Origin of the sequence: Phytobacter massiliensis JC163 (assembly GCF_000321045.1) — a bacterium.
Lineage (GTDB): Bacteria > Pseudomonadota > Gammaproteobacteria > Enterobacterales > Enterobacteriaceae > Phytobacter_A > Phytobacter_A massiliensis.
On sequence record NZ_HE578949.1, the window covers coordinates 15459 to 42457 of the forward strand.

The following is a 26999-nucleotide window of genomic DNA, read 5'->3' on the forward strand; positions in this document are numbered from 1 at the left end:
GCGTTTCCCTGTCAGCCTGCTACGCTCATAGTCGCATCGAATATTTTCGAAACAATGCCCGCTGGTAAAACCAGGTAAATAACAAATTGCGTCAGTATGGAGCCCAGTTGCTGTGCCACGAAATCAATGATTTGTTGTGGAGTGAGCAACTTGAAATAACTCCAGGCGGCATTAAGGCAGACAAACATTAATGCTTCGTCTTTGAGCATCGTGAGGGTCAGCGCTACTTCATCCTGAGCGGTTTTGAATTTCTCGGTAAGTGTGTCGGTGTCGACAATAGCGCCGGTTATCCGTTTGAGTTCAGCTGCCAGCTTTTTACAGTTGCCGACAGGATCGCAAAGAATATTGAAAAGTTTTGTGAGTACATCCCAGATATCTTTTATGGCTTTTTTAACGCCTTCGCAGAGCTGCTGTAACGTCTGGCTCAGATCTATCTGGCTACCCGCAGCGTAATAATCGATCCACGCTTGCCGCTGGCCGGTTTCCCAGGATTCTGTTCTTAACCAGTCGACACAGGATTCAATGAGTTCATCATAGGATTGATACAGGATATCCAGATCCTTCTGCGTGACATCAGGATAAAAAACAACCTTATATTGATGGCCCGGCTTAAGCTGTTCTATCGTTTTTGTGCCGTCTTTATCGAGATTGCCTTCTGTAACTTTTTCCAACGTTTCATAGCCAAAAAATCCCGTAGGTACAATTTCATAGACTCGGTAGAACGTTCCGCCTATGGGAATGGTGTACATACTGGTTTGAAAGGCATGTACCAGTTTTATTTTGCCATTGGCGGGGCATTCCGTTGAGCCATCCATATTTGTACGGCTTTGGACATTTTGCGTTGCCAGTTCCATATCGCCGACTTTCAATACTTGATCCATATCGAAAAACCGGCCGTACCAGTGGTCGCGGGTTAATGATTTATAGTCTTTCAGACAATCCCTGAAATCAGTAATGACCTCTTCGTAAACCGCCTGGGCCGCTTGCGCCTGTTGTTCCGGAGAAAGCGCTACTGAAGCGCCAGTGGGAACGAAGGTATCCATCCTTGTGGCTCCTTATATCCTGAAAAAATACCATGCCCATGAAAGGGCATGGTTTTATAGCTGAGCGATGAAAATTACGCCTCGATAGGCGCTCTCCAGTCATCTGCGCCAGAAGTGCCAGAAATCACATGCTCCCAGGTGATCTTACGGTAGGCGAGGGACACAGCCATAAGCTGTGTATATTCTTTATCAGCGGGTGACTGACAGTGAGGCATATGCAGGTTGATATCCACAATTGTGGCGTCTTCCAGCGTAGTAGTGAAAAAATGCTCCTGCTTACCTTCTACGGAGGTGCGATACCATTTAAGCTGTACTTTAGGTAGCATCTCGCCGGATGCCAGCGCGTTGTAAAGCAACGGTACTGCCTTGTTTAAGGCTACGGTAAAGATAAATGGCTTATGAGCACGCTGACCAGAAGGCTGACCAGATTGCGGATCGGTTGAAACCGTCACATTATGTAGAAACTCCTGCACCAGCATTTCATCTTCGTGCCCGTTAACATAAATGTTACCGACAGAAGCAGCAGTAAAAGCACCTGCTGTGATGTTCCCCTGAGTTTTTCCTTCAATGGATATATAACAAGGAGTTGGCATATTGCGTCCTTTATTCGTGGCTTAACGATTAAATACATTCACTGTGAATATATATTTAGAAAGTTTTGACTTAAACTAACGATTATCACTTTATGTCTGACCGTCGGTTTTTCTTTATTTTCTTAAAAATAAGAATTTCCTCAATATAAGCTGTAAGACATGAAGGGATGCTAGATAAAATATGAGATATTAAGTTTAAAGTCTATGATCAACATCATGTTGCGTCAGGCAAAATTAATTGCAGGCATGAGTGTCAGGATGTAGTATCAAAGAAGATTAATGTCCTGGAGGCGTCGGTTTTAGCATGGAAAATGGATTTGGCGCTTTTTGCTTTTATTTATTCCCTCGGTAAATAATAGAGTATGGATTTATCATTATCCAAAATGCGAATCTAATTCGCAAAAAGAATGGTTATGTTTGGAACATTAAGGATTATGTATGAGTAAGTCTAAAAGTGTTAGCGTAGCGCCTAAAGAAAGGATCAACATTAAGTATGTTCCAGCAACGGGCGATGAGGTTTCTGAGAAAGAGCTGCCTTTGCAGTTGGTCATTGCCGGCGATCTTAAAGGGCGCACAGAAGCTACGCCTGTTGAGGAGAGGCCACTTGTTTCTATCACTAAAAACAACTTCGATGAGGTGATGAGAAACGCTGAGCTACAACTTGCTCTCAATGTTCCAAACCGTTTGCAGAAAGACAGCGAAGAAGATTTAGCTGTTGATATTAAATTAGAAAGCATCCAGGATTTTTCACCCGATGCTATAGTCCAAAAAGTTCCAGAACTTAAGAAATTAGTGCAGCTCAGAGAGGCGCTAGTTGCATTGAAAGGGCCTATGGGAAACATAAAAGCATTTCGTGAACAAATAAATCAAATACTTAAAGACCCGGAAATGCGTCAGCACATTCTTAAAGAACTGGAAATGTATAAAAACGCGTAATATCGTGTTTTCTGATTTAATAAGGAATATTATTCATGTCAGATATAGTACTTGCTGAACAGGAACAACATACTAGCCTTCCCGAGTTGGGGTTGTTAGAGCAGATCATGGAGAAATCTCGTCTTGCGCCGGAAGATGATGGATATGATATTGCTCGCCAGGGCGTGGCTGCCTTTATCTCCGGTATGCTGGAGAAAGATTCATCTGAAGAGCCCGTAAATAAACTGTTAGTCGATCAAATGATAGCAGACATCGATGCAGTGCTATCAGAGCAGGTTAATGAAATACTTCACCATGAAAAGTTTCAGAGTATGGAAAGTACATGGCGAGGCATCAAACTCGTTGTCGACCGCACCGATTTTCGTGAAAACATTAAGCTCCTGCTGATGCATGCGACCAAGGAAGAGCTGCTGGATGATTTTGAATATGCGCCTGAGATCACGCAAAGTGGTTTTTATAAGCATATTTATTCCAGCGGCTATGGTCAATTCGGTGGTGAACCTGTAGCAGCCGTCATTGGTAGCTATGCGTTTACACGCAGCGCACCTGATATGAAGTTGTTAAAGTATATTGGCTCCGTAGGGGCGATGGCTCATGCTCCGTTTATTTCCTCTGTAGCTCCTCAGTTTTTTGGTATTAACAGTTATACAGAGCTTTCTTCTATTAAAGAGTTATCAGCAATTTTTGAGGGCCCTGCCTATACCAAATGGCGCGCTTTACGTGAGACGGAAGATGCCCGGTATATCGGTCTGACTTCTGGCCGCTATCTGGCCAGACTGCCGTGGTCAACAGCGGATAATCCTATCAAGTCCTTTGGTTTTGACGAGGACGTAAATGATAACCATGAACATTTTTTATGGGCAAATACGGCGTTCACTTTTGCTACGCGCATTACTGAGAGTTTTGCAAAGTATCGCTGGTGTCCTAACATTATTGGTCCGCAGAGCGGTGGCGCGGTAGATGACTTGCCTGTACATCTTTACGAATCACTCGGTGAGTTGCAGGCTAAAATTCCAACCGAGACATTGATAACCGATCGTCGCGAATTTGAATTGGCCGAGCAGGGTTTCATTGCGCTTACAATGCGTAAAGGTTCAGATAATGCTGCCTTTTTCTCTGCGAATTCAATTCAGGCGCCAAAGCGATTTCCTAATACAAAAGAAGGAAAAGAAGCAGAGACTAACTTTAAGCTGGGAACGCAACTGCCTTATATGTTCATCATCAACAGGCTTGCTCATTACGTAAAAGTTCTTCAGCGTGAACAATTGGGGTCGTGGAAAGAGCGCTCAGACCTTGAGCTTGAGCTAAATAAATGGCTCAAACAGTATGTAGCCGATCAAGAAAATCCACCCGCTGAGGTACGTAGTCGTCGTCCACTGAGAGCAGCCAAAATTACTGTATCTGACGTTGAGGGCGATCCTGGCTGGTATCAAGTATCGCTCTCCGTTCGCCCACATTTTAAATATATGGGAGCGAACTTTGAACTCTCACTGGTAGGGCGCCTGGATAGAGAATAAGAGAACTTCATGGCTGCCTTATTACGCTGGGATAATCCCCAGCAAAGCTTGTTTGAACGGATCAGGCTTCGTGCCGATCCGTTCAAAACTACGGATATTGATTTAATAGCGTCAATACGTCAGAACTTATCACAGGTGCTTAATACACGCCCTGGCGGTAGCCAGAGCACGCCAGCACTTGGCATTATTGATATGAATGATGCGATGATGGATAGCAGTGAGCTTAATTTAGTGGTTTGCCAATCCATAAGGGATTGTATTCTGCGCTATGAGCCGCGGATTTCAGCGGTCACCGTTACAACATGCGCAAACCCTGATCAATCAAGCGATCCGCTAACACTTAATTTTCGCATCATTGCAGACGTACAAGAAGAGAATGCTATTACGCGGCGTGTAGAGTTTCAGTTACACATGGATCACGAGCAGCATTATTACCTGGTATGAGTGAAGGAAGAGTCAATTATATGTCACGGAAGACAGGAGCCAACTCACCATATTGGGATAATCATGATGCTTTGCAAGCAGAAATCCATGAGTTTTCAAAAAAACATCCACAGTTGATGCAATTCATTAACGAGCAAGGTCATGATCCTGATGTTGACCGCTTGTTAGAAGGATTGTCCTGGCACGCTGGATTGCTTCAAGCGAGATTAAAAAAAGATTTTCCCGAGCTGGTGCAAAATTTCCAGCAGCAGCTATGGCCAGGGTATTTACGGCCAGTTCCTGCTATGACCATACTGCAGGCTTCCCCAGTATCAGCCCTGTCTGCGCTTGCTGCAGAAACCGAGGCGACATGCCGCATTGAAAATTCTGCGCCTGTTATTTTTCGCACTTGTCGACCCCTGACATTATTCCCTTTATATCTTGAAGGGTGCCGTACTGCTGCTGACGATGATCATAGCCTGGTGATCTCATTTAATGTGAAACCGGGAACAACACTTAACAATTTGAATGGGTTAGAGTTTTACCTGGGCAATGATGCACATTTGAGCAGGTATTTATATTTTTTGCTGGGGAATTGTACGCGTTCTGCATTCGTGACGGTGAATGGTGTGGAGATTCCATTGGAAAATGCACGATTACACCCGGTAGGAATGTCGAAGGGTGAAGGCATGTTACCCTGGCCTCAAAATGCAAACCCTGCACACCGTTTGATCCAGGAGTATTTCTGTTTTCCAGAAGGAATGCTGTTTTTGGCTTTGAACCACGATAATCATGTCTTATTACCCAGACACGTTCATGGTAATAGTTTTTCCTTAACGCTACGCTTTTCGCGTAGCGCCGCAGGGCTGCGGTTGCAAAAAGATACATTGCGAATTAACTGTGTGCCAGCAATTAACCTTTTCCGGCTTGATGGCGAACCTTTGACTATTTCTGGATGCAAAACACAATATCCGTTAAAGGCAAGCTATATGCATCCGGAGGTTGAAATTTTTGCGGTTGATAAAATCGAAAGTTATGAACGAGAGTTACATGGCGAGGAATATGAATATAAACCTTTTACCCACTTTGAGCATAAACGCCAGAGTGCCAAAGGGCAGAAACAACTTTGCTATCATCTTCGCTTGACGCAAAACAGAACAACACATCAGATAAGGCATTGGGTTTCTGTTTTTCGCAGCGATGAGACCTTATGGCTTTCACGTCCGGAGAAACTATCTGTTGGGCTATGGTGCTGTAATGGTGATATGGCTGCAAAGCTGGCTCTGGGTCAACTGCAACAGACAGTGTCTCTTGCAAATGAAGTAACCATTTTAAAAAATATATGTCGCCCTTCTTTGCGTCTTCCTCCTTTGATGGACGAGACGCAGTTCTGGTTTACGTTGTCGCGTCTGGCAAGAAATTATCAATCGTTACTCAAACCGGGTTCACTGAGCCAGCTTTTGATTAATTACCACTTTCCAGCCTTGTTTAATCGACGCTCCGAAAAAACGGTGCAAAGAATGCTAGAAGGGATAGAGACGATGGAGACCCATCCCTGTATACGCTTTCTTGCAGCAGACCTTCCAGTTCGGGGCGTCAAAACAACGCTGACCGCAAATCAGCATGCTTTTGGCTCAGAAGGAGAGTTGTACCTCTTTGGTACAGTACTGGCGCATTTTTTTGCACAATGTGCACCGCTTAATACCTTCCATCTTTTTTCATTACTGAATTCAACAAATCAGGAGCGCTATTCATGGCCTGTGACCATTGGTCAGCACTCGCTGAAATAGATACTTGTCAATATGAATTCTATCAGTTGGCTGAACTACTTTATCGTCATTATGGTGAAGGAAGAACGCCTGATGCAGACTCTTTGCCGCAAGACGAGCTGCTTCGCTTTATTGCAAGCGGTTCACTTTCCTTCCCTACCAGCGACCTTAAACAAGTGCGTAAGGACGACAACGGTCAATTATGGTTGGAGACTACCTTTTTAGGCTTGCAGGGAAGCCAGTCACCTTTGCCTGGTTTTTATCTGGAGTCTACTGCCTGGGAATATACACAGGATATGCCTGGGGTAAACCATTTCCTTGACCTGTTTAATCACCGCGCAATGACGTTACTTCATCGAATATGGAGGAAGTATCGTCATCACATTACTTTCGATGGAGAAGGTAATGATGCTTTTTCTGCGCGACTATTTTCTCTGGCGGGGTTGGGATCGCCGGCTATTCGCGGGACGCTGCAAATTCCACCAACCAAATTGCTGGCCTATGCTGGACCATTGTCTGGTGCCAGTCGCTCCCCCGAGGTTGTTTGCGGTTTGATAGCGCATTGCTTTGATATCAACGATGTTACCATATTGCCCTGGCAAATTCGGAGCGTTCCAGTACCTGAAGAGCAAATCACCCTGCTGGGGGGCCGCAACTCTATTTTAGATGGCAATACATTTATCGTTGGCGATCGCCTTGATGACTGTAGTGGTAAATTTACCTTATGTCTTAATAACTTAAGCCTGGAAAGTTATCTGACCTTTTTACCTATGGGCGAATCATTTCAGCCTTTAAAAAATTTCACTTCCTTCATCATTCGCGATCAGTTTGCGTTTGATATCCGTCTGACTCTGGCACCTGGACAAATTGAACCCATGAATTTTGAGTCTGAAGTGACCCATTTTTTAGGATGGACGACGTTTATTGGTGAACTTCCGTCGGAGCCAGGCGTAACTCTTTGTATGCGAGAATAATGCTTTATGGAACACTTGGAACAGGAAAAAAAGAACGCATCACAGCATCCCATACTGTTAATAAGCGTCACAAACTCAGAGCTTCTGGAGACAGGGAAGTCAAGCGAACATTATTTTAATACAGAGGGGGGATTATTAGGCAGCAATAGCAATAACACCTGGCCTGTACAGGATTTATACCATAGCGTAGCTGGTGTCCATGCAAGGATCGATTACCAGGATGGTGTGTTCACGCTACAACTTATGGATCAGATTTTAGTCATCAATAATGCCGAGATCACCGATCGTCAGCAGGTGGTTCGGTTGCAGCATGATGATCAGATCCAGATTGGTTTTTTGAGCCTGCGTATACGGATTGGGGCCTCCCCAGAAACATTTATTGATCCACTCAATATAACACCGGAGCAATTATTGACGCCTCGTACTTCCACCCTCGAGGATATGATTGTTGAGGGAAGTAATATTACTGCGCATCAACAGGCCCACCGTGAGCTTTCGCCGCAAGCTGACCCATTGTTAGCCATTGAGGCAAATACGCTTTCATCATTTTCTTTATCGCAAAAAGAACGCCTGCCCTTAACTTCAGGAGAATGGGAGTCTTCTTCGGATGATGCATTATATCAAATGCTAGATTTGCCCCATGCACCTCCAGATTCCCCGATACAAAATAGTGGATTACATAAAAATGGTAAATCTGTTGCAGAGACTCATTTAAGCCTGGCTCCGTTATTAAAAGGTATGGGCGTACACCTATCCCTCTTAAATTCGACAGATGAAGCACACGCAATCCTTGAAGAATTGGGCGAAACGATCAGATCGGCTGTAAATGGCCTGTTAAAACTGCAGCAATCGGATGAAATTATTAATAACAAAAATTTGAGAGTCATTGAAGATAATCCGTTGCGTCTAAAAATGAGCTATGAGGAGACGATGGCTCTTTTATTCGATTGTGAAGAACAGCAAAGTTGTCCTGTTCATCTTTCTGCACCGGCAGCGGTTGCGGAAAGTCTTCGCCATGTTGGTTTACATAATGCGGCGACAACTTCGGCAATTAATTTTGCTTTAAACGCCATGTTAGACGCTTTTTCACCAGAGCAGTTAATGAATCGTTTCGCTGAGTATCGACGTAGCCGCCGTCGCGCAGACATGGATGGAGAATGGATATGGGCAATGTACTGCAGCTTTTTCCGAGAGTTATCTTCCAATCGCCAGCGTGGTTTTGAAAAACTATTTTGGGAGCACTTTGCCCAGGATTATGATTTGACGCTCCGTAGGCTCAATCGTCATGGAGAGCAAGAATGAAAAAGGTCGGTTTTGTCGGCTATATTATGATACTAGCCATGCTTGCGACCATTTCTATTTGTTTATCTGGCTGCGAAACGGTGAAGAAGGTTTATACCGTAGTAACCGACCCGGATATTCCAGTCGGTGCACCAGCTGAGCAGCCTACAGAACTCACCTTGACGCTATTTGCCGATGAGGATATTAACCCTAACCAGAGTGGTGAACCCTCGCCAGTCCAATTAGAGGTTGTCTTTCTCAAAGAGGATTCTCTTTTCCTTGGGCTTGATTATGATCAGTTTCTTAATGACGGGCCGGAAAAGACGTTGGGCAAAAATTATATCAGTCATCAGGACTTTACGCTGGTGCCAGGGCAGTTTAAGCCGCTTTCACCTATAAAGCTTGATGCAGAAACGCAATATATCGGTGTTGTCGCACATTTGGCATGGATTGATGAGGTGCAGTGGTCCGATTTGGTTGAGATAAAAAGCACTGGGGAAAAAGTGCCTTTAATGATTCATGTTTCCGCCGATGGTGTGGCTATTAAGAAAAAAGAATATCAGGAGAAACTATAAATGGGCACATACAGTAATGTAGTCTGGACCAGCGGCGCTATTTCACCACAGCATTTTCAGCAGCAGCAACGCTATTATGATTACGTGTTTAGTCATCAGCTTAACGCTTTAACACGTTTTTTTATGGGCTTACGCACCTCGAAATCAACCGGGAATTACTACGGCTTGGGCGTATCGGTATTTCAGCCGCATCCGGGTTGATGCCTGACGGCACCCTGTTCGAGTTACCCTTTCAGGATAAGCAGCCAGACCCGCTGAACATTGCACAACTTAACTCCAGAGAAAGTCATTATATTTATCTGGCATTACCTATTCGTAATCACGCAATTAGCGCTATTGATAGCGCTGACGATGCTAAAACTGGCAGTGCCAGATATGTTCAAGAGCAAAACGAGATCAGAGATATCTTTGGACGTCGGGCGGATGTAAGGCATGTTCCTGTCATGTTAGCTGCTCCCCGGCTTATCCAGGGCTCGGAAGATCTTAGCGCTTGCACAGTGCTTCCTGTTTGTCGAATAAAAGAACGATTGAACGATGGCACGCTCGTTTTGGACGAGAGTTTCATTCCGTGCTGTAGCTCTATCAGTGTTTCTTCGATCTTAAGGGATTTTCTTTCAGAAGTTGCTGCATTGATTGTCGAAAGAACACGCCAAATTTCTGGTCGAATTAGCGCACCGGAACAACAAAGCGTTGCTGATGTCGCTGAATTTATGATGCTGCAATTGCTCAATCGTGTTCAACCTGTATTTATTCACTTAGCAAAATGTGAGCATGTTCATCCAGAAGATTTGTATCGCCAGCTTGTTTCGCTATGCGCGGAATTAGTAACATTTTTGGACGACTCGCGGGTTGCCCCCCAATTTGTTGCTTATGATCATGATAATCTAACATATTCATTCCATGATCTTATGCTGCTCACTCGCCAGGCGCTAAGCACCGTGCTTTCTCCACGAGCTGTACTGATCCGGCTTTTCCCACGTTCACATGGCATTTCTGAGGGGGTTATACACGATAAAACTCTGTTTGGTTCAGCAGACTTTGTGGTGGCAGTAAAAGCGAAGGTCCCTCAGGAGACTCTTTTCAAAAATTTTGTTTCACAGACTAAAGTCACTGCCCCCCGACAAATTCGTGAACTGGTGAGCATTCAAATACCTGGCGTATCAATGAAAGCGCTCAGCGCCGCCCCACCGCAACTTCCTCATCATGCAGGTTATACCTATTTCCAGTTAGATACGCATAACGCTGAATGGGATGAAATTGAAAAAGTATCCGCTATTGCTTTTCACGTTTCTGGGGATTTCCCTGGATTGGATATCCAGCTATGGGCGATACGGAGTAAATCATGACAGAGAGGCAGCATAAACTGCATACGAATAGTGTTCCAGGACAGTACTCGTTCGCTTTACGGGGCGAAAGCATTAATCCTATGATTGATGCTGCAACACCACTGCTAGGCATGACCCAGCGTTTGAGAGATATAACAAATCTCGATAACGCCGGGCAGCTTTATCATCAGGTTGTAGCAGATATTCAGGCGGTTGAGCGTATCCTTGAAGACAAAGGATATGATAGTGGCACAGTACTCTCATTTCGCTATATCCTCTGTACGTTTATTGACGAACTAGCCATGCAGCACCCATGGAGTTCGCAAAATACCTGGGGTACGCACTCTTTGTTAGTCCGTTTTCATAATGAAACATGGGGAGGAGAGCGAACCTTTATTTTACTTGAACGCCTAATGAAAGAACCAGAACGATATAAAGATCTTCTTGAGTTTGTTTATCTCTGCTTCTGTTTGGGATTCCGCGGACGGTATAAGGTTGTCAAAAACCATAGCGAAGAGGAGTTTAATCGGATCTTTCGCCGACTTTACCACCATATTGCTTCTGTAGGCGAAGAAAGCGTGGGAACGGTTGTGTACCATTATGGTGTACCCAAAAAAAGTGGGTACCGATTGAGAAATCGCATATCTATTAAAAAAATGTTTTTATTTGCTGTTTTAGGTCTTTTCGTAATTTATGGCTTGTATGCTCTTAATTTACGAACCCAATCTCAGGATATTTTGGAACAACTCAGCCGACTACTGCACGGTTAAAGGATTACATTATGCTCAGAGTCGATATACCTAAACTTATTGCACGTTTCCATCCCATTAGCCGACAAATTCTGGAAGCTACTGCCGGAGTTTGTGTCAGTAGACAAGCGTCTGAAATTACGATCGCTCACTATTTGCTACAGTGTCTTGATACGCCGTTATGCGATGTTCGCATGATCCTTGAGCGTGCAGGAATTGAGCTACAGGAAATCCGCCCGTTACTCGAAGACCAGAGTTCAAGGCAGACATCAATACAAGATACGCCCACATTTTCGCCATTGCTGGTTGAATGGTTTCAGGATGCGTTAATCTTGTCAGTTTCTGAATTAAACCAAGAGGATATACGTAGTGGTGCGCTGTTACTTGCACTATTGCATAACCCAGGTCGTTATATCAGCCCAGCGGTACATTCGCTCTTGTTGTCAATTAATAAAGATCAGGCTGCCGCACAATTTGTCGAATGGACCCAAGGCTCTGCTGAAAATAATGTAGACAGCACTCAAGCTGCTTTATCGCGCCCTTTACAAAATGATGCATCTTTATTGGCCCATTACTCGACCGATGTTACGGCACAGGCTCGAAGCGGTCAGCTTGACCCCGTATTGTGTAGAGATAAAGAAATTGATCTCATGATCGATATCCTGTGCCGCCGCCGTAAGAACAATCCCATCATTGTTGGTGAGGCGGGGGTTGGCAAAAGCGCATTGATCGAAGGCCTTGCTTTACGCATTACAGATAATGATGTTCCTGATAAGTTGAAAGGAACAACTCTGGTAACGCTTGATCTCGCTGCATTGCAGGCGGGGGCATCAGTAAAAGGAGAGTTCGAAAAACGTTTCAAAGGGATTATGCAGGAGGTGAAAGCCTCACCGACGCCAGTAATTCTTTTTATTGACGAGGCTCATACTCTTATTGGGGCAGGCAATCAGCAGGGGGGGCTGGATGTATCGAATTTGCTCAAACCTGCCCTGGCTCGAGGCGAACTCAAAACTATTGCCGCAACAACGTGGAGCGAGTACAAAAAATATATTGAAAAAGATGCGGCATTATCGCGCCGTTTCCAGTTAGTAAAAGTAAAAGAGCCTACGGCTCATGAAGCCGTAGTTATCCTGCGTGGGTTAAGACATATTTATGAAAAAGCGCATGGTGTGCTTATTGACGACGGGGCGTTACAGGCGGCAGCTCATCTCAGCGAACGCTATCTGTCTGGCCGTCAATTGCCGGATAAAGCGATTGATGTTCTTGATACAGCCTGCGCGCGCGTTGCTATCAATTTAACTACCCCTCCAAGAAATATATCTGCTACCAAAACAGCCCAAAGGCAACGTTTGGCTGAAATTGAACAACTTAAGCGTGAACATATGCTGGGGCTGAATGATTTTTCTATACGCCTGGAAGAACTTCGTCAGCAGTACGATGAGGCTGAAAAACAAAGCGTTTCTTTAGAAAACTTGTGGCAGCAGCAACAAAATCTGGTCCAAAAAATCATTGCGCTGCGAGAAAATATTCTGACTTCGGAACAAAGTCAGGACGAGCCTGGTGAGGCCATGCATCAGTTGGCATGTTTAGCTACTCAACTGGACACCCTACAGCAGCAGGATAATTTGGTTTCCGCACATGTTGATGATGCGCAGATCGCTTCCGTAATCGCTGAGTGGACTGGAGTACCGCTAAATCAAATATCCCAAAATGAACTGCATATTGTTACTCAATTGCCGCAATATCTGGAGCAAACTATCAAAGGGCAAGAGTTAGCAATTTCTCATTTACACCGACATTTACTGACAGCCAGAGCAGATTTGCGTCGTCCAGGCCGACCGCTTGGCGCTTTTTTGCTTGTTGGGCCAAGTGGCGTCGGTAAAACCGAAACTGTATTGCAAATTGCTGAATTGCTATTCGGAGGCCGCCAATACCTGACCACAATCAATATGTCGGAGTTTCAGGAAAAGCATACGGTATCCCGTCTGATAGGTTCACCTCCAGGTTATGTTGGTTATGGTGAAGGCGGGGTGCTGACGGAGGCCATCCGACAGAAACCTTATTCTGTGGTCTTGCTTGATGAGGTGGAAAAGGCTCATCCCGACGTATTGAACCTCTTTTATCAGGCCTTTGATAAGGGCGAGTTAGCCGACGGGGAAGGGCGACTTATTGATTGTAAAAATATAGCCTTTTTCCTGACGTCAAATCTTGGTTATCAAACAATCGTTAATCATGCTGCGGAATCAGATTCGTTGGTGGATCTTTTGTGGCCAGAACTGGCCGAATTTTTTAAACCAGCGCTGCTTGCAAGAATGGAAGTCATCCCCTATCTGCCTCTCAGCGATAAGACATTAAGAGGAATTATTGAGGGTAAATTACAACGGCTGGATAACCTTTTGACGCAGCGGTTTGATGCTGAAGTTCATTTTGATGAAAACGTGTGTCAGCTTATCGTCTCACGTGCAACAAGAACGGAAAACGGTGCGCGGATGCTCGAATCCATTATCGATGGTGCCATGCTGCCACCAGCATCGCTGTTATTGCTCAATAAAATCGCTGCCGGAGAAGAAATTAACCGTATCGGTTTCAGCGTCTTAAATAATGAATTTATCGCGGAGATTTCCTGACGTGAAATGGAAGGTCCTGGTTGCCATATTATTCCAATTTGTAGCTGTTGCGGTTAGAGCAGCGGTGACCGATTCTGCGATGGTACTGGAGTCATTGTCAGCTTGTACGCATGAGCTTTCTGCATTGGACAGGCTGGACTGCTATGACCGTATACTCAAGCCGCAGCAGGCTATTGCAAATGAAGCGGGGGTTATCGAAAGCTCGAAGGATCCTAACTGGCAACAGGCTTTCACGCAAGAGAAGGAACGTCAGCAGAATGCTCCCATTTTTCTGATGAATCAGTACAGTGGGGAAATTCCCCGGATTGTATTAACGACTCCGGCTATTGGGCGAGAGCGCATACGCCCTGTTCTGACTTTTAGCTGCATTGACAACATAACACGAATGCAAATTATGCTTCCTTCTCCTATGCAGTCTAAAAAAGGCGCATTGGCGTTGATTACAGATAAGGGCTCATTTAAAGCGCGTTGGTTTGTACGCAGCGAGGGATATGTGCTGGAAGCAAGTAGAGGGTTACCGGGTATCGACGAAATCCGTCATTTACTCAGTTTTCATGCCGACAGGTTAACAGTCAATGCTGAGGATCCGGTTATCAATGGGCTTATTTTTGATATCTCAACACTTTCGGAAGCAATTAAACCTCTGCGTGCCGCATGCCGGTGGTAAAAGGGAGAAGATACAATGGACGGATTACAACACCATCCCTGGCGGAAAATTCTTTTAAGCGATATAAGAGATGTTGCCATACCTGTAGATGAAGAGAGCGCAGAATGGGAAGCTCTTGACGCTGCAGTAGCAACAATTGGTACCGTTTCTCACAGTCAAATTAACATGGATGATGTCCGCCATAACTCGCTGATATTATTAGGAAAAACTAAAGATCTTCGGGTTCTGGCGCACTTACTACGCACATTGCAGCATGGCAAAAAACCGCAAGACGTTACGTTAGCGCTATTGCTGTTTGCTGACTATTGTGAACATTTTTGGCATAGCGCCGCGCCACAAGCCCGAGCAAAGTCACGACTGCTAAAGCAAATACTCATACGTTTTGGACAGGCTCAGGAGGCATTTAATCTTTCATCGACTGCTATTGAGCGAGAATTAGCGCTGGACTGCCTCCGACGTATTCGTGAAGCGTTGGCTGAACATCAGGAGTCAATTGAAAGTATCGACCAACTTTATGCAGGGTATTCGAAAAAAGAAGAAAATCAAGCGGGTGAGGTAGTATCGTCGACACGAAGAGAGGATGCCGTTCAGATTGCTCGGGCTCCTGCAGAATATTTGGCATCGGAGGCAAAGGTTCCGGCGGTTGCACCTACCCCGGGTGTTGCTATCAATACGGCAAGCGAAATAGAATGGAAAAGAACCCTACTTAAAGTAGCGGAAATTTTGTGTGAAAGAATTCCACAAGATCCGATAGGTTTTCGTTTACGCCGTCATGCTATTTTTGCTTCTCTGACTGAACCGCTTAACCGCGAAGGAAAAACTGACTTAGCGCCATTTCCCGCCGATCGTGAATCTGATATTAAAGCAGGTATTACTCACGCGAGTGTGGGGGAATGGATACAGGTAGAGAATATTCTTACTTCGACACCTTTCTGGCTGGAAGGACATTTTATATCAGCCAGAATAGCATTGCAGCAAAACTACTCTGCCGTTGCCTGTGCAATTAAAGATGAGCTATTGGCCTTACTCCAACGTCTGCCTATGCTTCGAAATTTTCGTTACAGTGATGATAGTGCTTTTATGAGTGATGAAATGAAGGCATGGCTGGATGGCAGAGGAAGCGGAGCATCAACCTTTAATGCCGCAGATGAGAGTAGCTCAGTTCTGCAGTGTTTTAGCGAACAAGGACTCGAAGCCGCCTTAGCACTGTTAAATGAAAAACCAATAGACAACGATCTGCGCGGTCATTACCACCAATTAAAGTGCAGCGTACAGCTTCTTGCAGAAGCAGGCTATAAAACGCTTGCCGTCAGACAGGCGGAAAGCCTTTGGTCTGCCTGCAAAACACTTACGCTTGAGCAATGGGAACCCTCATTTTTTGAGGATTTATCCGCATTACAAAATACTAAATAAATTAAACCAGGGAGAGGTTTATTACAATGAGTTCCTTTTCTGCAATTCGTACACTAGGCGGTTTACTCAGAAACGCTTTACCGAAGTTTAAACCGTCAGTGACATTATTATGCTTTGCTCTTGCGGTTATTTCATTGGTTTGGCTGTGGGTTTGGGGTAAAGAGTGGTCAATATCAGGCGTTAAGCCATTCGAGACAATACTTTCTCGTCTTTTGATCACTGCATTTTATCTCATTGTTTTTATTAGTTGGGCTGCATGGCAAGTTTTAAATAAGCTAAGGCGTTATGAAAAGCAAGACCAATTAAAAAACAAACGGAAGATGACCCTTTAAAGGCAGAGTTAGTTGCGCTGCAGGAATACCTGTCAGGTTGGATGGCAAAGCTTCGACAGCATTATAATCAGGACGAGAAATTTCGCTACCGCTTGCCATGGTATGTATTTATTGGAGATAAAAGTAGTGGGAAAAGTACTCTGATACGTGAGGGTGTGCAGAGAGTTTCACTAAGCGAGGCTGATGATGATAATAGTCATTGTACGAATTATGTTGAGTGCTATCTTACAGAGCAGGCTGTGATATTTGATATCGATGGCAACCTTGTCAATCAGCATAGTGTAGAAGAACATACTACCCGAAAATTCAACAGGTTATGGGTGGCTTTACTAGAGTGGTTTGCGACTGAACGCTCGCGCCAACCATTAAATGGCGTTGTGATCACAGTTGATATTCATCGCTTTATATCATCAGAACAGCACCAGCGTGAGCAGTACATAGCGATGCTGCGTCAGCGTCTGGCTGATATTGAGCGAAAATTACAGTGCAAGTTGCCAGTTTACATTGTTCTTACGCGCCTCGATCTATTTTATGGATTCGAGGCTATGTTCCAATCTCTTGATAAAGTTCAGCGCGACGCTATTTTAGGCGTGACGTTTTCAACTAATGCTACAGAATGGCAGCAAGAATTAGATAATTTTTGGCATGAATGGATAAAAAAAATCAATATCGCTTTGCCTGAAATGATGCTCAACGATGTCGATAGCCATCAACGCAGCGCGTTATTCACCTTTAGTCGTCAAATGTTTGGTATCAAAGAATATGCAACCTGGCTGCTGGATGCGCTAATTTATGGGCAGGAAAATATTCTTTTACGAGGTATCTATCTTACTTCCTCGGTACACAAGGGCCAAATGGATGACATTTTTGTAAAATCTGCGGCTGCTCAGTATCATTTGAGCAAACAACCCTACCCGACATGGCAATCTGTTGTTAATGTGCCTTATTTTACTCGTGATCTCTTTAAGGAAGTAATTTTTTCGGAAGCAAATCTGGCTGGGGAAAATAGAGTTTACATCCAGCATGCGCAGAGCAAGGTTAAAATTTTTGGTGCTCTTTGCGCGGTATGTGTGGTTGGGGTTTGGGGGGCCTGGCAATACTATTATCGGCAAAATTTTCAGGCCGGAGAGATGGTGTTAACTCAGGCAAAGGCGTTCATGAATATTCCTGTGCCAGAAGGAAATGACTATTATGGGAACCTGCAGCTACCGCTTCTAAATCCACTTGGTGACGCTATGTTCGCCTATGGCAATTATCATGAGCATATGCCTGTTTTGGCTGACGCAGGATTATATCAGGGTTATAAAATTGGCCCATATATTGAGAAAACGTACCTGAGTTTACTGGAACAGCGCTTTCTTCCTGCCATTATGGATGGTTTAATTGGGGAGCTTAAAGCTGCTCCGGCTGGTAGCGAGCAGAAGCTTAATATTCTACGCATTATTCGTATGATTGAAGATGAGTCAGGACGCAATAAAAAGCTGGTATTAAGCTATATGCAGGAGCGTTGGAGCCAGCGTTTCCCAGGACAAAAAGATATTCAGGATCATCTCTGGCAGCACCTGGATTACGCCCTCGACCATGTACAATGGAAAAAGGATCGTGATGAGGGGAATAAAGCGGCAATTGATACTTTTAAACCTTATAGTAAAACGATAGCTGATGCTCAACAGGAGCTTGGAAAGCTTTCTATCTATCAACGAGTATATCAAAATCTGCGTATCAAAGCTGGCGATGCATTGCCGCAGGATCTTAATCTCAAAACGCAAATAGGTGCTACTTTTGATACAGTGTTTATCGCTGCCGAGGAGCAGAAGCTACGAGTTCCACAATTTCTCACCCACAGTGGGTTAATGAACTATTATCTGGAACAAAACGATCAGCTTATCGATCTGACATCGATGGACAGTTGGGTGCTCAATTTAACAAACAACGTTGCGTATAGCGATGCCGATCGCGCTGAAATTCATCGGCAGATTACAGAACAGTATGCCAGTGATTATATCAGTACATGGCATAGCGCTATTGCTAATATTAGCGTTCGTGAATTCACTGACATTTCTGATGCGATCAGGACACTGGAAAGTACTATTGGAGGTGAGCAGCCTTTGAAAAAAGCGCTTCTCATCCTTAAGGATAATACGCAACCAGCGGCGCTTGTAACTGAAAAAGATAAGTCTGAATCAAATCGAGACGATCAGCGGCTTATTAATCGTATTTATCGCGAATTCATTACAGAAACATCAGTTCTGGATGAATCGAATGCTCAGCTCAGCACTATGCAGAACGTGACGCAAAAATTATCAAATTTGCATCGCTATTTGCTTTCGATTCAAAATGCGCCCGAACCAGGCAAAGCAGCATTAAAAGCTGTGCAACTTCATCTTGAGCAGGGGAGTAGCGATCCTGTTTTTGAATTGCAGCAACTGGCAAAAACTGTACCTGATCCACTGGGACGTTGGATAAATGAACTGGCAACACAGGCATGGAAAGTCGTGGTAAAAACCTCAGTCCAGTCACTTGAAACAGAGTGGAACGAGAAAGTGGTGAAGCCGTTTAACTTGAATTTAGTCGATCGTTATCCTTTCAATGCTACCAGCAAGCAGGATGTGGCACTAAGTGAGTTTGAACAATTCTTTCGGACAGGGGGAACAATTGATGCTTTCTATCAAGAAAACCTTAAATTCTTCATGGAAAACGGGAACCTGAAAGAAGCGTCACTTATAAGACCGGACGTCATTAAGCAGCTTGCCATGGCTGAGCGTATACGTAAGACCTTCTTCGGGCCGCAGAATGAATTAGGAATACAGTATGCCATTCAACCTGTTGATCTTTCTGGAAGTAAGCGTCGGGCAGTGATGAACCTTGACGGGCAGCTGGTGGAATATAGCCATGGGCGAGCGAACAAGGTGTTGTTGATTTGGCCTAACTCTATGCGGGAAAGTATTGAAAGTAAGGTCACCTTGATTCCAGTTACAGGTCAGGCATCGAAGAGTATTTCAGCCGCGGGCGTATGGGCGCAATTCCGCCTCGTTAATGCTGGTATGCTAAGCAACATTAATGGTGGTTCTTTCGATGTCCGCTATACCGTTGACGGTGGTTATGTTGTTTACAGGATTTTTGTCGATAGTACGGAAAATCCATTTGCGGGCGGATTATTTACTCAGTTCCGTTTGCCGGAAACACTCTATTAATAACGAAGATACAAGGAAGATCGATTAATGAGATTCAATTATCCAGGCGGCGATCCGCGACGTTTCAATGAGTTTGAAACGCTAAGATCGGAAATTGGCAAACTTTCTCAGACGACTCGCCCACCGTTAGATTGGGCGCAAATAGACGTTTGCGCTCGCTCGCTCTTCGAACAAAACGGCGTTGATTTATTATCTGCTTGTTATTTTAGCCTTGCTCGCACTCATATTCATGGTTTGCGAGGATTTGTTGAAAGCTGCGAACTCATATCGGCACTGATTTGTCAGCATTGGGACGATGCCTTTTGGCCTCCAGAACCGCAGGCCAGGATCGATGCGCTGGATTGGTTTAATGTGCGAACAGGGCATTTGATACGTAGACAGAGTTTTAGCATTGAGCAGCTATCGTTACTTAAGCGGGCAGAAAAGGCATTGGAAAATATCGCTGATAAGCTTCAGCAGGTCCCGCTAAAAAAGCTATCGAGAATTGAGAACCTCTTTTACTTCGTGCAAAACGTCGTCGATACATTGGAAAAACCTCATCCAGGTTTGGAAAGAGCGATCTCTATTCCTCCTCCATCGCCCCGCCCACCTCTGGCGCAGCCGAAAGTTCATCCCTCTCCGAGCCGGGAGAGGGGGCACTGGCGATTCTTTGGCCTGGGTGCTCTTTGCTCCGCTATAGTCGCCAGTTTGTTTTACTACATACAGGTACAGCATCAAAATGCAGTGGCGAAAGTTGTAGGCCCTTCATTAGAATGGTTTTCACTAGAAAAACCTTCTGTACCAGATGATGTTCTGTTGACCGGACACTCCCGACGTATCCAGCAGGAAGACATCGTTATACTTGCTCAGTATCGGCAACAGCTTAATTCTTTAACTCATTTTTCTCCACGTTCATCATGGATATATGGAGAAAATCTTGTCAGAACGTCACAAGAATGGTGGCCCGATCTTCAAACACAACATCAGTTGGAGGATTTTTGGGCACAGTATTTGAATACGCAAGCCGCATATCCTGTCACAATAGATGGCTATTATCAGATCCAAGGCTTACTCAGTGAGCTCATTACTCAACTTGACAAAGCTTCCAGGCAGGATAAATATATAACAGTTACCTATTTAAGAACGATGTTACAGCGTATGCAGGCTGTACAGCAAAATAACGTACCAGTTGAAGAATGGCTTCGTAAAGCCGAAGAGCTTAAGAAAAAGGGGCTCCCTTTAACACCAGAAATACAGCGTCAATTAGATCAGCAGTTAAAAACTATCAGTGCTCGCTATTATCTGGCAGGCACTGATAGACGGGATACTGAGTAAGTATAATTTGCAGATGCCTTTATTGATACTTTTGTGAAATAAGACGCGCTGCCTCAATATAAGCGCGTTGTTTTAGTGATTCAAACTGCCCCATATCACTTATCCCTGTATTAAAGGAATTAGCTTTTCGATAATCAGCAGACTGGGTGATAGGAAGAAACATTGACCAGTTTCCTGTACTGACATCTACAAGAGCAAAACGTAGTAAATAACGCATTTTGAACGTATTAGCTGGCACTGCCCCACCAGTAAAATCTGCCCAGATAATCTCCCGGTTCACTTCATCAAGCGAACCTAATTGTAAAGTGCTCCAGTAGACAATGATCGCTTTTTGGTGGCCTTTCGCAGCGATAAGTCGAAGCGTACGCATGTAATTATTTTGAACAGTTGTTTCTTCTTGTCGATTCTTTAATGTGCGTGCTTTTCTTTTCGGGAGTCCTGAGTATACGGAAACCTGATAATACTTGCTCATTTCATTCTGCATTTTTATATCAGGAACGAGTCTTCCAGACTCAGCAAGTATGATTGTGGTATTAGCTGGTAGAGTGAAACCATGTTCTGCCTGTAAGATAGCTTCCTGAATGTCATCTTCTGTTATCTCATCTTCAAGTTCATCATCGAAAACATCACTGTAAGTTAATTGATTTGATGAATTATTCTTTATTGAAACATAGCCTGGGTTTTTAGTTTGTGCCGAAGGGGATGATTTACAACCAGAGATGAAGAGTAAAATTGATAAACAGGACATCAGTATCTTGATGTGTTTTGAACGCTTCACAGTTTAAATCCCTTTAGTTTTATTGAACATAGAAAATGAGAGCTATAATAATGTATTTTTTTGATGAAGAGTATATAATTCCATGGCAATTTATAAGGATATTGAGCCAAATATAAAAATCAAAAGAGAGGGACTCATGCGTACAAGAGTGCAGGGAGTAAAAATCATTGTCAAAGGTGATACTTCCACTACCCGCGGTACCGTATTAACTGGCACACCTGATGCTACAGACGCAAAGATAGAGATTGCGCTTCTTGGCGATCGTGTCTTTTGCCTTGCTTGTAAAACCACCGGCATCATCTCGGAGGGCACGCCGCTCATGAAGGTTCAGGGGATCCCTGTTGCGCTGGAAGGTCATATCGTGTCTTGCCAGTGTCCGCGTGGTTCGCATCGATTAGTGGCTCGATAATATTTCCGGAAAGGTGATTACACATGGATTTGGATACCCTTTTTCAGGATGAATTCAATTATTTCAAGCTGTTAGCCAGAGATTTTTCTTCTCATTTTTCTGAGTTAGATGACTTTTTTTCTCCCTCCGCCGCAGACCCTGGCGTAGAGCGTCTCATCGAAGGAGCAGCGTTTCTTTTCGCTCGCTTGCGTCAAAAAATCGACGATGAGTTTCCAGAAATTACGCAAGGACTGTTAAGAGAGGTTTGGTCGACACCTTTGCGCCCCCTACCTGCAACATCTGTGGTCGAGTTCAAAGCTGACGACGATGAAGAAACTTTTTTCATTCCTGCCGGCGCTCAAATCAAGGGCTATTCTGATGAAGACGAATACACTTTTATTACTCGCCGCGATTTGACTGTTTTACCATTAACGATTATCAGGAAAAATGTCACCCATGCAACAGATGGGACCCGTATTACTCTTTCATTTAAAGCAAATTTCAAAAAAGAAAAACAGTCATTTCCTCAATGCATTCCACTTTTTTTAAGTAGCGACAGTACAGCAGCTGGCTTTTTCACCCTGTGGCTTAAGCATCATCTTGCTGAAGCAATATTGTTTTGCAATAATGTTTCATATCCGTTACCTTCTGAGATTATTTCGTTTCAATCCCCTAAGCCAGAATCTCTTGTATATCCCGGGGATAGCCAGCAGTTCTGGCGTCTTCAGTTATTGCAGGAATTCTTTTATACCCCACATGTTAATGATTTTGCCTATCTGGATTTGAAGATCATTAATAACATTTGTGCGCTAAACTCAATTGATGATTTCTCTATAGAGCTGAAGTTTAATAAAATACTTCCGCCAGATTGTTCGGTGGATGAAAATTCTTTCAGATTGTACTGTACGCCAATAATTAATCTATTCAACAATAGGGTTTCAGCTATTCCTTTTGCCGGAAATAAGCCAGGTGAACACCATCACCTGAGTTATCAAGTCCTTCCAAATAAAGAAAGTTACTGGCTATCGGCTATCTGTAAGGTTTATTCTCCCGCTGAGATTACTGACAGTGAACGTGGTGAAATCCAAATTTTTAAACCGATGTCAGAGTTTCTACCTACTCGCTTTGATAGTGACGTTGAAAGTTACTATTATGAATTAAGACTTGAGAAGGATGTCAGTGATAAACCCGCTTGGTTTATTTCTTTCTTTGATAGTAAGGGCGAACCCGTAAACGTTACCGCACGGAAAAATTTTATTTGTGAAATTGAATGTGTTAATAATGAAAGTGTTTTGAATTTAAATGTAGGGGATGTTAATGTTCCCGGTAGTGACATTCCCGGTAATTTGACATTTGAGAATATAACGCCTTTAAGTACCCCTTACTCTCTGCAGGCTGAAAAACATTGGCCAGTAATTTCACATCTATCACTCAGTCCATTATTGCTTAATGACAAAGCTACCATTCAGCAAGTAGTAAAAGACTTCGATATTCATGCTGACAGTAACCTTCCTCAACACGAAAAGCATAAACGCTATCTCTCCGGAATTGCCGAGGTGTCCAGCGAACCGATCGATCGTTTAATTGAGGGATTTCCGGTAAGGGGGTTACGTTTTGATCTTCACCTTGATCCGAGCTGTTATCTCAATGAAGGCGAGATGTATCGTTTTGGCTCAGTTTTAGCTGATTTTTTTGCTTACTGCATCTCTGATAGCAGTTTTATTACCACTACTCTCATTAATGTTCAGTCTGGGGAGCGCTTGCCGCTGGCGCCAATCCAGGGAACCAGAACGCAAATATAAGGCAGGGACCTAATGAATAACTCAGGACTTTATTTCACCTGTACAATAGGCGGTCTCTCTGAAGAGACCTTTGCGGTTTATCAGTTTACCCATGAAGAAGCGCTTTCTTCACTCTACTCCCTGACATTACATGTGGCAGCGCAAGTTCCAATTGATCTGGCAGGTCTGATATATCAGCCTGCAAGTTTCAATGTTTGGGCGGACGGGCAAATTCAGCGTAGCGTTTCCGGGCTTGTTGAAAGTATCGAACAAGGTAAATCCGGTTTTCGCCGTACCCATTTCACCATTGTCATACGGCCTCAGGCGTGGCTTCTTACGCTACGCCAGGATAGCCGTATTTTTCATTTTAAGACTATCCCAGATATTCTGGAATCATTGTTCCAGTCGCATAATGTCCTTTACAGCAGTCAACTTAATGACCCGCATTTAGTGCGTGAATACGTGACGCAAAAGCGTGAAACAGATTACGCCTTTATGCAACGTCTTGCTGCAGAAGAGGGGATAACCTTCTGGTTTGAACAGTTGGATGAAGAAAATGAACAGATATTCTTTAGTGATACAAGGCTGGGACAGAAATCGGGGGTAAGTCTGGTTTATAATACCCATCCCCAAACAGCGCAAACCGGAAACCTGGCAAGCGATGTTCGTTGGACCGTGCGTGCTCGCTCTGGGCAAGCCATCCACAAGGACAGAAATTATCTCAAGCCTGCTTACGCCCTCATGCATACCGCAAAGGGAACGAATGCAAACGATGCTCAATTTGCAGTGTTTGAAAGCTACGGGCGTTTTGAAGATGATTCGCCAGGCAAAAACTTTACTCAGTATCGTGTGGACGCGCTGCAGGCGGAATCAGAAATCGGCCGTTTGAAAGCAAACTGTTTTGCCATTATGCCTGGCGCTTTTTTTTCTCTGAGCGAGCATCCAGACGATAAAATGAATACACAATGGCAGGCTATTCGTGTTTCCCATAAAGGGTATTGTCCTCAAGCGCTTGAAGAGGAGTCCGATCAGGGGGCTACAGTTGTTACCAGTGAGGTGGAATTTATATCCGCACAAAAAGAGTGGCGCTCGCCCTGGATCCATAAACCTGTACCGGATGCCACGGAAATTGCCGAGGTTGTAGGGCCAAAAGGGGAAGAAATTCATACTAATGAGTATGGTTGTGTGAAAGTTTTTTTCCACTGGAATCGCTATGATGCTATGGATGACAAGGCATCAGCCTGGGTGCGCGTTTCGAATCAATGGGCCAGTAACGGTTTTGGCAGCGTTACGTTGCCGCGCGTTGGCGATGAAGTACTAATTACATATGTTGATGGTGATATTGATCGCCCGCTGATTAGTGGTCGTAACTATAATGCTATTAATAAGCCGCCCTATGCTCTACCCGACAATAAAACGAAAATGGTATGGCGTTCAAAATCCTATAAATCCACTGGTTTTAATGAAATCTCCTTTGAGGATAATACAGGGAAGGAAGAGATTTTTATCCATGGTCAAAAGGATATGAATATTCTTATCCTTAATGACACCGCATGGGATGTTCGTCATGATTATAAAAACAAGATTGGTAATAACTACACCCAGGAAATTACCGTCAATAGCGATATAACTATTAAAGGTATAGAAAAGCATAGTACCGAAGGCGATCGTTTTCATAATGTTAATGGCGATAGCCATCTCAACACCGGAAAAAGCTTACTCATCAAAAATGGTGATGAGATGTCCGTTGAATCAGGCAGCAAAATTACGTTAAGTGCGGCGACTGAGCTGACCATTAAGGCAGGGTCACAGTTTATCACTCTTAATCCAGCGGGTATTTTCACTTCCGCACCAATGAATATTGGCAGCGGTTCGGCTGGTAAAGGTAAACCAGCCAGTAAAAATTTGCCCGGGTTGCTGGAGCTTCTTGCCGCGCCGACATTGACGCAAATTCTCGTTACTCGCGAAAGTGCACCCTACTGTGAGGAATGTGAGAAGTGTAAAAACGGAATGTGCGGATTAGATGGCCCCAATAGCGGCAACGACAGCCCTGGCACTGGCGGTCCTGGCGGCTTTGGCGGCGGAAGTGGTAGCGGTGGTGGTTTTGGCGGTATAGCGCGACACCTTACGCAGACTGGACAGAAACCATGCCGGTCATTGTGTCGCTCGATGAACACAGCCCCTTTCTGAACTGGATAGAAAAAACAGAATACAAAGACTGGGGATGGCTGGCGCGTTCGCCTTATGACTTAGAACGCATTCTTACTTATCTGCGCGGGTTGGTGAAAGTGATATTGCCCGATGGCAGAGAAGTTTTCTTTCGCTAACACAGGAGACAGACGAGAACGGCCTTGTCACGCGTTACCACTATCAGGAAAACGCGGCGCTGGTACAGAAGATTGAATTTCCTGACGGCAGCAGCCAGCAGTTTTATTACAACAATATTCACGGCCAGGTCAGCGACATTATCAATGGCCGGGGAGAGCGTTACCGGATGGACTACACCGCGTCCGGCAGGCTCAGCGAGGAGCACACCTTTGACGGCCGCAGGCTGCGTTATTGCTACGATGAAGCGGACCGGCTCATCAGCCGCACGGAATATGGCGACAGCGGCCGTGAGGAGACGGCGCTCACCACCCGGTACGAATGGGATACCTGTAACCGCCTGGCGGCGCGCATTCGGCCGGACGGCAGGCGGACGGCATATCACTATGACGGTTTTGGCCGTCTGCGTGAGGTGGATGACGGTGAATGGCCGCTGGGCTGGGGCTATGACGTATGCGGACGCGTGACGGAGGAGCATCAGGGCAGCGGCAGTCAGTATTACGGCTATGATGCAGAAGGGCATCTGCACAAAATGCGGCTGGTGGACGGAAATCTGGTGGGTATGCACTGGCGTCAGGGGCAGCTGTTCCAGATTGTGCATAACGGAAAAATCCTGACGGAGCATAGCTGGAGTCGCGGCCTGGAGATGACGCGGCGCATCGGCGACAGCGAAGATATTCAGCTGAGAAATCTGTACGACAGCCGCCAGCGTCTGGTGAGCCAGCGGGTGACGAACCGTCAGCAGGAGGGGGATATCCTGCGGCGGGACTGGCAGTACGACCCGGCGGGCAGGCTGGAGAAAATCACCGACCAGCGCAAGGGGGTATACACCTTTGTGCATGACCTGAAAGGGCGGCTGGCGGAGGCCCTTCAGGAGGCGCATGCGCATCACACCGCCGGGCTGCCGGAGGCGATGCGCAGGCCGGGGATTTACGAGCAGTTCAGCCATGACGATGCGGATAACCTGCTGGGGATGGATGCGCCGCAGGAGGGGC

General features: G+C 44.8%; 23 protein-coding genes and 1 pseudogene. 21 read left to right on the forward strand and 3 right to left on the reverse strand.

All coding sequences use genetic code 11. The features are described 5' to 3' along the window. Window positions 1-11: 11 nt before the first annotated feature. Together ENTHG_RS20070 and ENTHG_RS20075 are read right to left on the reverse strand one after the other, a co-directional pair. Window positions 12-1043: a hypothetical protein gene (locus ENTHG_RS20070; protein WP_044184122.1), complete on the reverse strand. Its 1032-nt coding sequence runs from the start codon at window positions 1041-1043 to the stop codon at window positions 12-14. A gap of 74 nt (window positions 1044-1117) precedes the next feature. Then, window positions 1118-1636: an Hcp family type VI secretion system effector gene (locus tag ENTHG_RS20075; RefSeq protein ID WP_044184124.1), complete on the reverse strand. Its 519-nt coding sequence runs from the start codon at window positions 1634-1636 to the stop codon at window positions 1118-1120. A gap of 438 nt (window positions 1637-2074) precedes the next feature. Here ENTHG_RS20075 and tssB point away from each other — a divergent pair, with 438 nt between their 5' ends. Genes tssB through ENTHG_RS23800 form a run of 16 tightly spaced genes read left to right on the forward strand, consistent with a single transcriptional unit; the run spans window position 2075 to window position 20732 of the window. Further along, window positions 2075-2572, forward strand: coding sequence for a type VI secretion system contractile sheath small subunit (gene tssB / locus ENTHG_RS20080; RefSeq protein WP_044184126.1), 498 nt, complete (start codon window positions 2075-2077; stop codon window positions 2570-2572). Between the two features lie 35 nt (window positions 2573-2607). Next, window positions 2608-4089 (forward strand): type VI secretion system contractile sheath large subunit, encoded by a 1482-nt coding sequence (tssC, locus tag ENTHG_RS20085; protein ID WP_044184128.1) that lies wholly within the window; start codon window positions 2608-2610, stop codon window positions 4087-4089. A gap of 9 nt (window positions 4090-4098) precedes the next feature. Then, window positions 4099-4533, forward strand: a complete 435-nt coding sequence (gene tssE / locus ENTHG_RS20090; RefSeq protein ID WP_044184131.1) for a type VI secretion system baseplate subunit TssE — start codon at window positions 4099-4101, stop codon at window positions 4531-4533. A 20-nt stretch (window positions 4534-4553) separates the two neighbouring features. After that, on the forward strand, window positions 4554-6302 hold the full coding sequence (gene tssF, locus ENTHG_RS24490; protein WP_071825915.1) for a type VI secretion system baseplate subunit TssF: 1749 nt from the start codon (window positions 4554-4556) through the stop codon (window positions 6300-6302). Continuing rightward, window positions 6266-7255, forward strand: a complete 990-nt coding sequence (gene tssG, locus ENTHG_RS20100; RefSeq protein WP_044184133.1) for a type VI secretion system baseplate subunit TssG — start codon at window positions 6266-6268, stop codon at window positions 7253-7255. The genes tssF (ENTHG_RS24490) and tssG overlap by 37 nt, the downstream gene beginning before the upstream one ends. 6 nt (window positions 7256-7261) lie before the next feature. Then, complete coding sequence (tagH, locus tag ENTHG_RS20105) at window positions 7262-8557, forward strand: type VI secretion system-associated FHA domain protein TagH (protein ID WP_044184135.1); 1296 nt, start codon at window positions 7262-7264, stop codon at window positions 8555-8557. Further along, complete coding sequence (tssJ, locus tag ENTHG_RS20110) at window positions 8554-9111, forward strand: type VI secretion system lipoprotein TssJ (protein WP_052332745.1); 558 nt, start codon at window positions 8554-8556, stop codon at window positions 9109-9111. The genes tagH and tssJ overlap by 4 nt, the downstream gene beginning before the upstream one ends. Next, window positions 9112-9312 (forward strand): hypothetical protein, encoded by a 201-nt coding sequence (locus ENTHG_RS26130; protein ID WP_237567510.1) that lies wholly within the window; start codon window positions 9112-9114, stop codon window positions 9310-9312. Beyond that, the gene (gene tssK / locus ENTHG_RS20115) at window positions 9255-10457 is read left to right on the forward strand and encodes a type VI secretion system baseplate subunit TssK (RefSeq protein WP_237567522.1); all 1203 of its coding nucleotides are present in this window, start codon (window positions 9255-9257) and stop codon (window positions 10455-10457) included. Before ENTHG_RS26130 ends, tssK begins: the two co-directional genes overlap by 58 nt. Further along, window positions 10454-11206 carry a type IVB secretion system protein IcmH/DotU gene (gene icmH / locus ENTHG_RS20120; RefSeq protein WP_044184137.1) on the forward strand — a complete coding sequence of 251 codons (753 nt, stop codon included), beginning with the start codon at window positions 10454-10456 and terminating at the stop codon, window positions 11204-11206. The genes tssK and icmH overlap by 4 nt, the downstream gene beginning before the upstream one ends. Window positions 11207-11217: 11 nt before the next feature. Next, the gene (gene tssH / locus ENTHG_RS20125) at window positions 11218-13812 is read left to right on the forward strand and encodes a type VI secretion system ATPase TssH (RefSeq protein WP_044184139.1); all 2595 of its coding nucleotides are present in this window, start codon (window positions 11218-11220) and stop codon (window positions 13810-13812) included. Window position 13813: 1 nt separating this feature from the next. Next, on the forward strand, window positions 13814-14479 hold the full coding sequence (gene vasI, locus ENTHG_RS20130; protein ID WP_044184141.1) for a type VI secretion system-associated protein VasI: 666 nt from the start codon (window positions 13814-13816) through the stop codon (window positions 14477-14479). Between the two features lie 15 nt (window positions 14480-14494). Further along, complete coding sequence (gene tssA / locus ENTHG_RS20135) at window positions 14495-15892, forward strand: type VI secretion system protein TssA (RefSeq protein WP_044184142.1); 1398 nt, start codon at window positions 14495-14497, stop codon at window positions 15890-15892. Window positions 15893-15918: 26 nt separating this feature from the next. Continuing rightward, window positions 15919-16224: a hypothetical protein gene (locus tag ENTHG_RS25875; RefSeq protein ID WP_187371653.1), complete on the forward strand. Its 306-nt coding sequence runs from the start codon at window positions 15919-15921 to the stop codon at window positions 16222-16224. Between the two features lie 29 nt (window positions 16225-16253). Next, window positions 16254-19418 (forward strand): type VI secretion system membrane subunit TssM, encoded by a 3165-nt coding sequence (gene tssM, locus ENTHG_RS20140; protein WP_489884341.1) that lies wholly within the window; start codon window positions 16254-16256, stop codon window positions 19416-19418. Window positions 19419-19445: 27 nt separating this feature from the next. Further along, entirely contained in the window at window positions 19446-20732 is a 1287-nt protein-coding gene (locus tag ENTHG_RS23800) for a VasL domain-containing protein (RefSeq protein WP_052332747.1), read from the forward strand. 19 nt (window positions 20733-20751) lie between these two features. On the opposite strand, the gene ENTHG_RS20150 is transcribed toward ENTHG_RS23800, so the two are convergent. After that, the gene (locus tag ENTHG_RS20150) at window positions 20752-21510 is read right to left on the reverse strand and encodes a lipoprotein YafT (protein ID WP_052332748.1); all 759 of its coding nucleotides are present in this window, start codon (window positions 21508-21510) and stop codon (window positions 20752-20754) included. Window positions 21511-21646: 136 nt separating this feature from the next. Here ENTHG_RS20150 and ENTHG_RS20155 point away from each other — a divergent pair, with 136 nt between their 5' ends. The 5 genes and pseudogenes from ENTHG_RS20155 to ENTHG_RS20170 all read left to right on the forward strand — a co-directional run. Next, the gene (locus tag ENTHG_RS20155; protein ID WP_044185114.1) at window positions 21647-21919 is read left to right on the forward strand and encodes a PAAR domain-containing protein; all 273 of its coding nucleotides are present in this window, start codon (window positions 21647-21649) and stop codon (window positions 21917-21919) included. A 23-nt stretch (window positions 21920-21942) separates the two neighbouring features. Then, window positions 21943-23700: a type VI secretion system baseplate subunit TssF gene (gene tssF / locus ENTHG_RS20160; protein WP_044184144.1), complete on the forward strand. Its 1758-nt coding sequence runs from the start codon at window positions 21943-21945 to the stop codon at window positions 23698-23700. A gap of 12 nt (window positions 23701-23712) precedes the next feature. Beyond that, window positions 23713-25869, forward strand: a complete 2157-nt coding sequence (gene tssI, locus ENTHG_RS20165; protein WP_052332749.1) for a type VI secretion system tip protein TssI/VgrG — start codon at window positions 23713-23715, stop codon at window positions 25867-25869. Next, window positions 25827-26006 carry a DUF4123 domain-containing protein gene (locus ENTHG_RS26470; protein ID WP_071825916.1) on the forward strand — a complete coding sequence of 60 codons (180 nt, stop codon included), beginning with the start codon at window positions 25827-25829 and terminating at the stop codon, window positions 26004-26006. Before tssI ends, ENTHG_RS26470 begins: the two co-directional genes overlap by 43 nt. A gap of 167 nt (window positions 26007-26173) precedes the next feature. Then, window positions 26174-26999: pseudogene (locus tag ENTHG_RS20170) on the forward strand (hypothetical protein); the annotation flags it as partial.

Coding starts and splice junctions, on each gene's coding strand:
- ENTHG_RS23800 (WP_052332747.1), top strand. CDS start 19,446: ATGAGATTCAATTATCCAGGCGGCGATCCGCGACGTTTCAATGAGTTT.
- ENTHG_RS20155 (WP_044185114.1), top strand. CDS start 21,647: ATGCGTACAAGAGTGCAGGGAGTAAAAATCATTGTCAAAGGTGATACT.
- tssF (WP_044184144.1), top strand. CDS start 21,943: ATGGATTTGGATACCCTTTTTCAGGATGAATTCAATTATTTCAAGCTG.
- tssB (WP_044184126.1), top strand. CDS start 2,075: ATGAGTAAGTCTAAAAGTGTTAGCGTAGCGCCTAAAGAAAGGATCAAC.
- tssC (WP_044184128.1), top strand. CDS start 2,608: ATGTCAGATATAGTACTTGCTGAACAGGAACAACATACTAGCCTTCCC.
- tssE (WP_044184131.1), top strand. CDS start 4,099: ATGGCTGCCTTATTACGCTGGGATAATCCCCAGCAAAGCTTGTTTGAA.
- ENTHG_RS20070 (WP_044184122.1), bottom strand. CDS start 1,043: ATGGATACCTTCGTTCCCACTGGCGCTTCAGTAGCGCTTTCTCCGGAA.
- ENTHG_RS26130 (WP_237567510.1), top strand. CDS start 9,112: ATGGGCACATACAGTAATGTAGTCTGGACCAGCGGCGCTATTTCACCA.
- tssH (WP_044184139.1), top strand. CDS start 11,218: ATGCTCAGAGTCGATATACCTAAACTTATTGCACGTTTCCATCCCATT.
- tssG (WP_044184133.1), top strand. CDS start 6,266: ATGGCCTGTGACCATTGGTCAGCACTCGCTGAAATAGATACTTGTCAA.
- tssJ (WP_052332745.1), top strand. CDS start 8,554: ATGAAAAAGGTCGGTTTTGTCGGCTATATTATGATACTAGCCATGCTT.
- tagH (WP_044184135.1), top strand. CDS start 7,262: ATGGAACACTTGGAACAGGAAAAAAAGAACGCATCACAGCATCCCATA.
- tssF (WP_071825915.1), top strand. CDS start 4,554: ATGTCACGGAAGACAGGAGCCAACTCACCATATTGGGATAATCATGAT.
- ENTHG_RS25875 (WP_187371653.1), top strand. CDS start 15,919: ATGAGTTCCTTTTCTGCAATTCGTACACTAGGCGGTTTACTCAGAAAC.
- ENTHG_RS26470 (WP_071825916.1), top strand. CDS start 25,827: ATGCCGGTCATTGTGTCGCTCGATGAACACAGCCCCTTTCTGAACTGG.
- tssI (WP_052332749.1), top strand. CDS start 23,713: ATGAATAACTCAGGACTTTATTTCACCTGTACAATAGGCGGTCTCTCT.
- tssA (WP_044184142.1), top strand. CDS start 14,495: ATGGACGGATTACAACACCATCCCTGGCGGAAAATTCTTTTAAGCGAT.
- icmH (WP_044184137.1), top strand. CDS start 10,454: ATGACAGAGAGGCAGCATAAACTGCATACGAATAGTGTTCCAGGACAG.
- ENTHG_RS20075 (WP_044184124.1), bottom strand. CDS start 1,636: ATGCCAACTCCTTGTTATATATCCATTGAAGGAAAAACTCAGGGGAAC.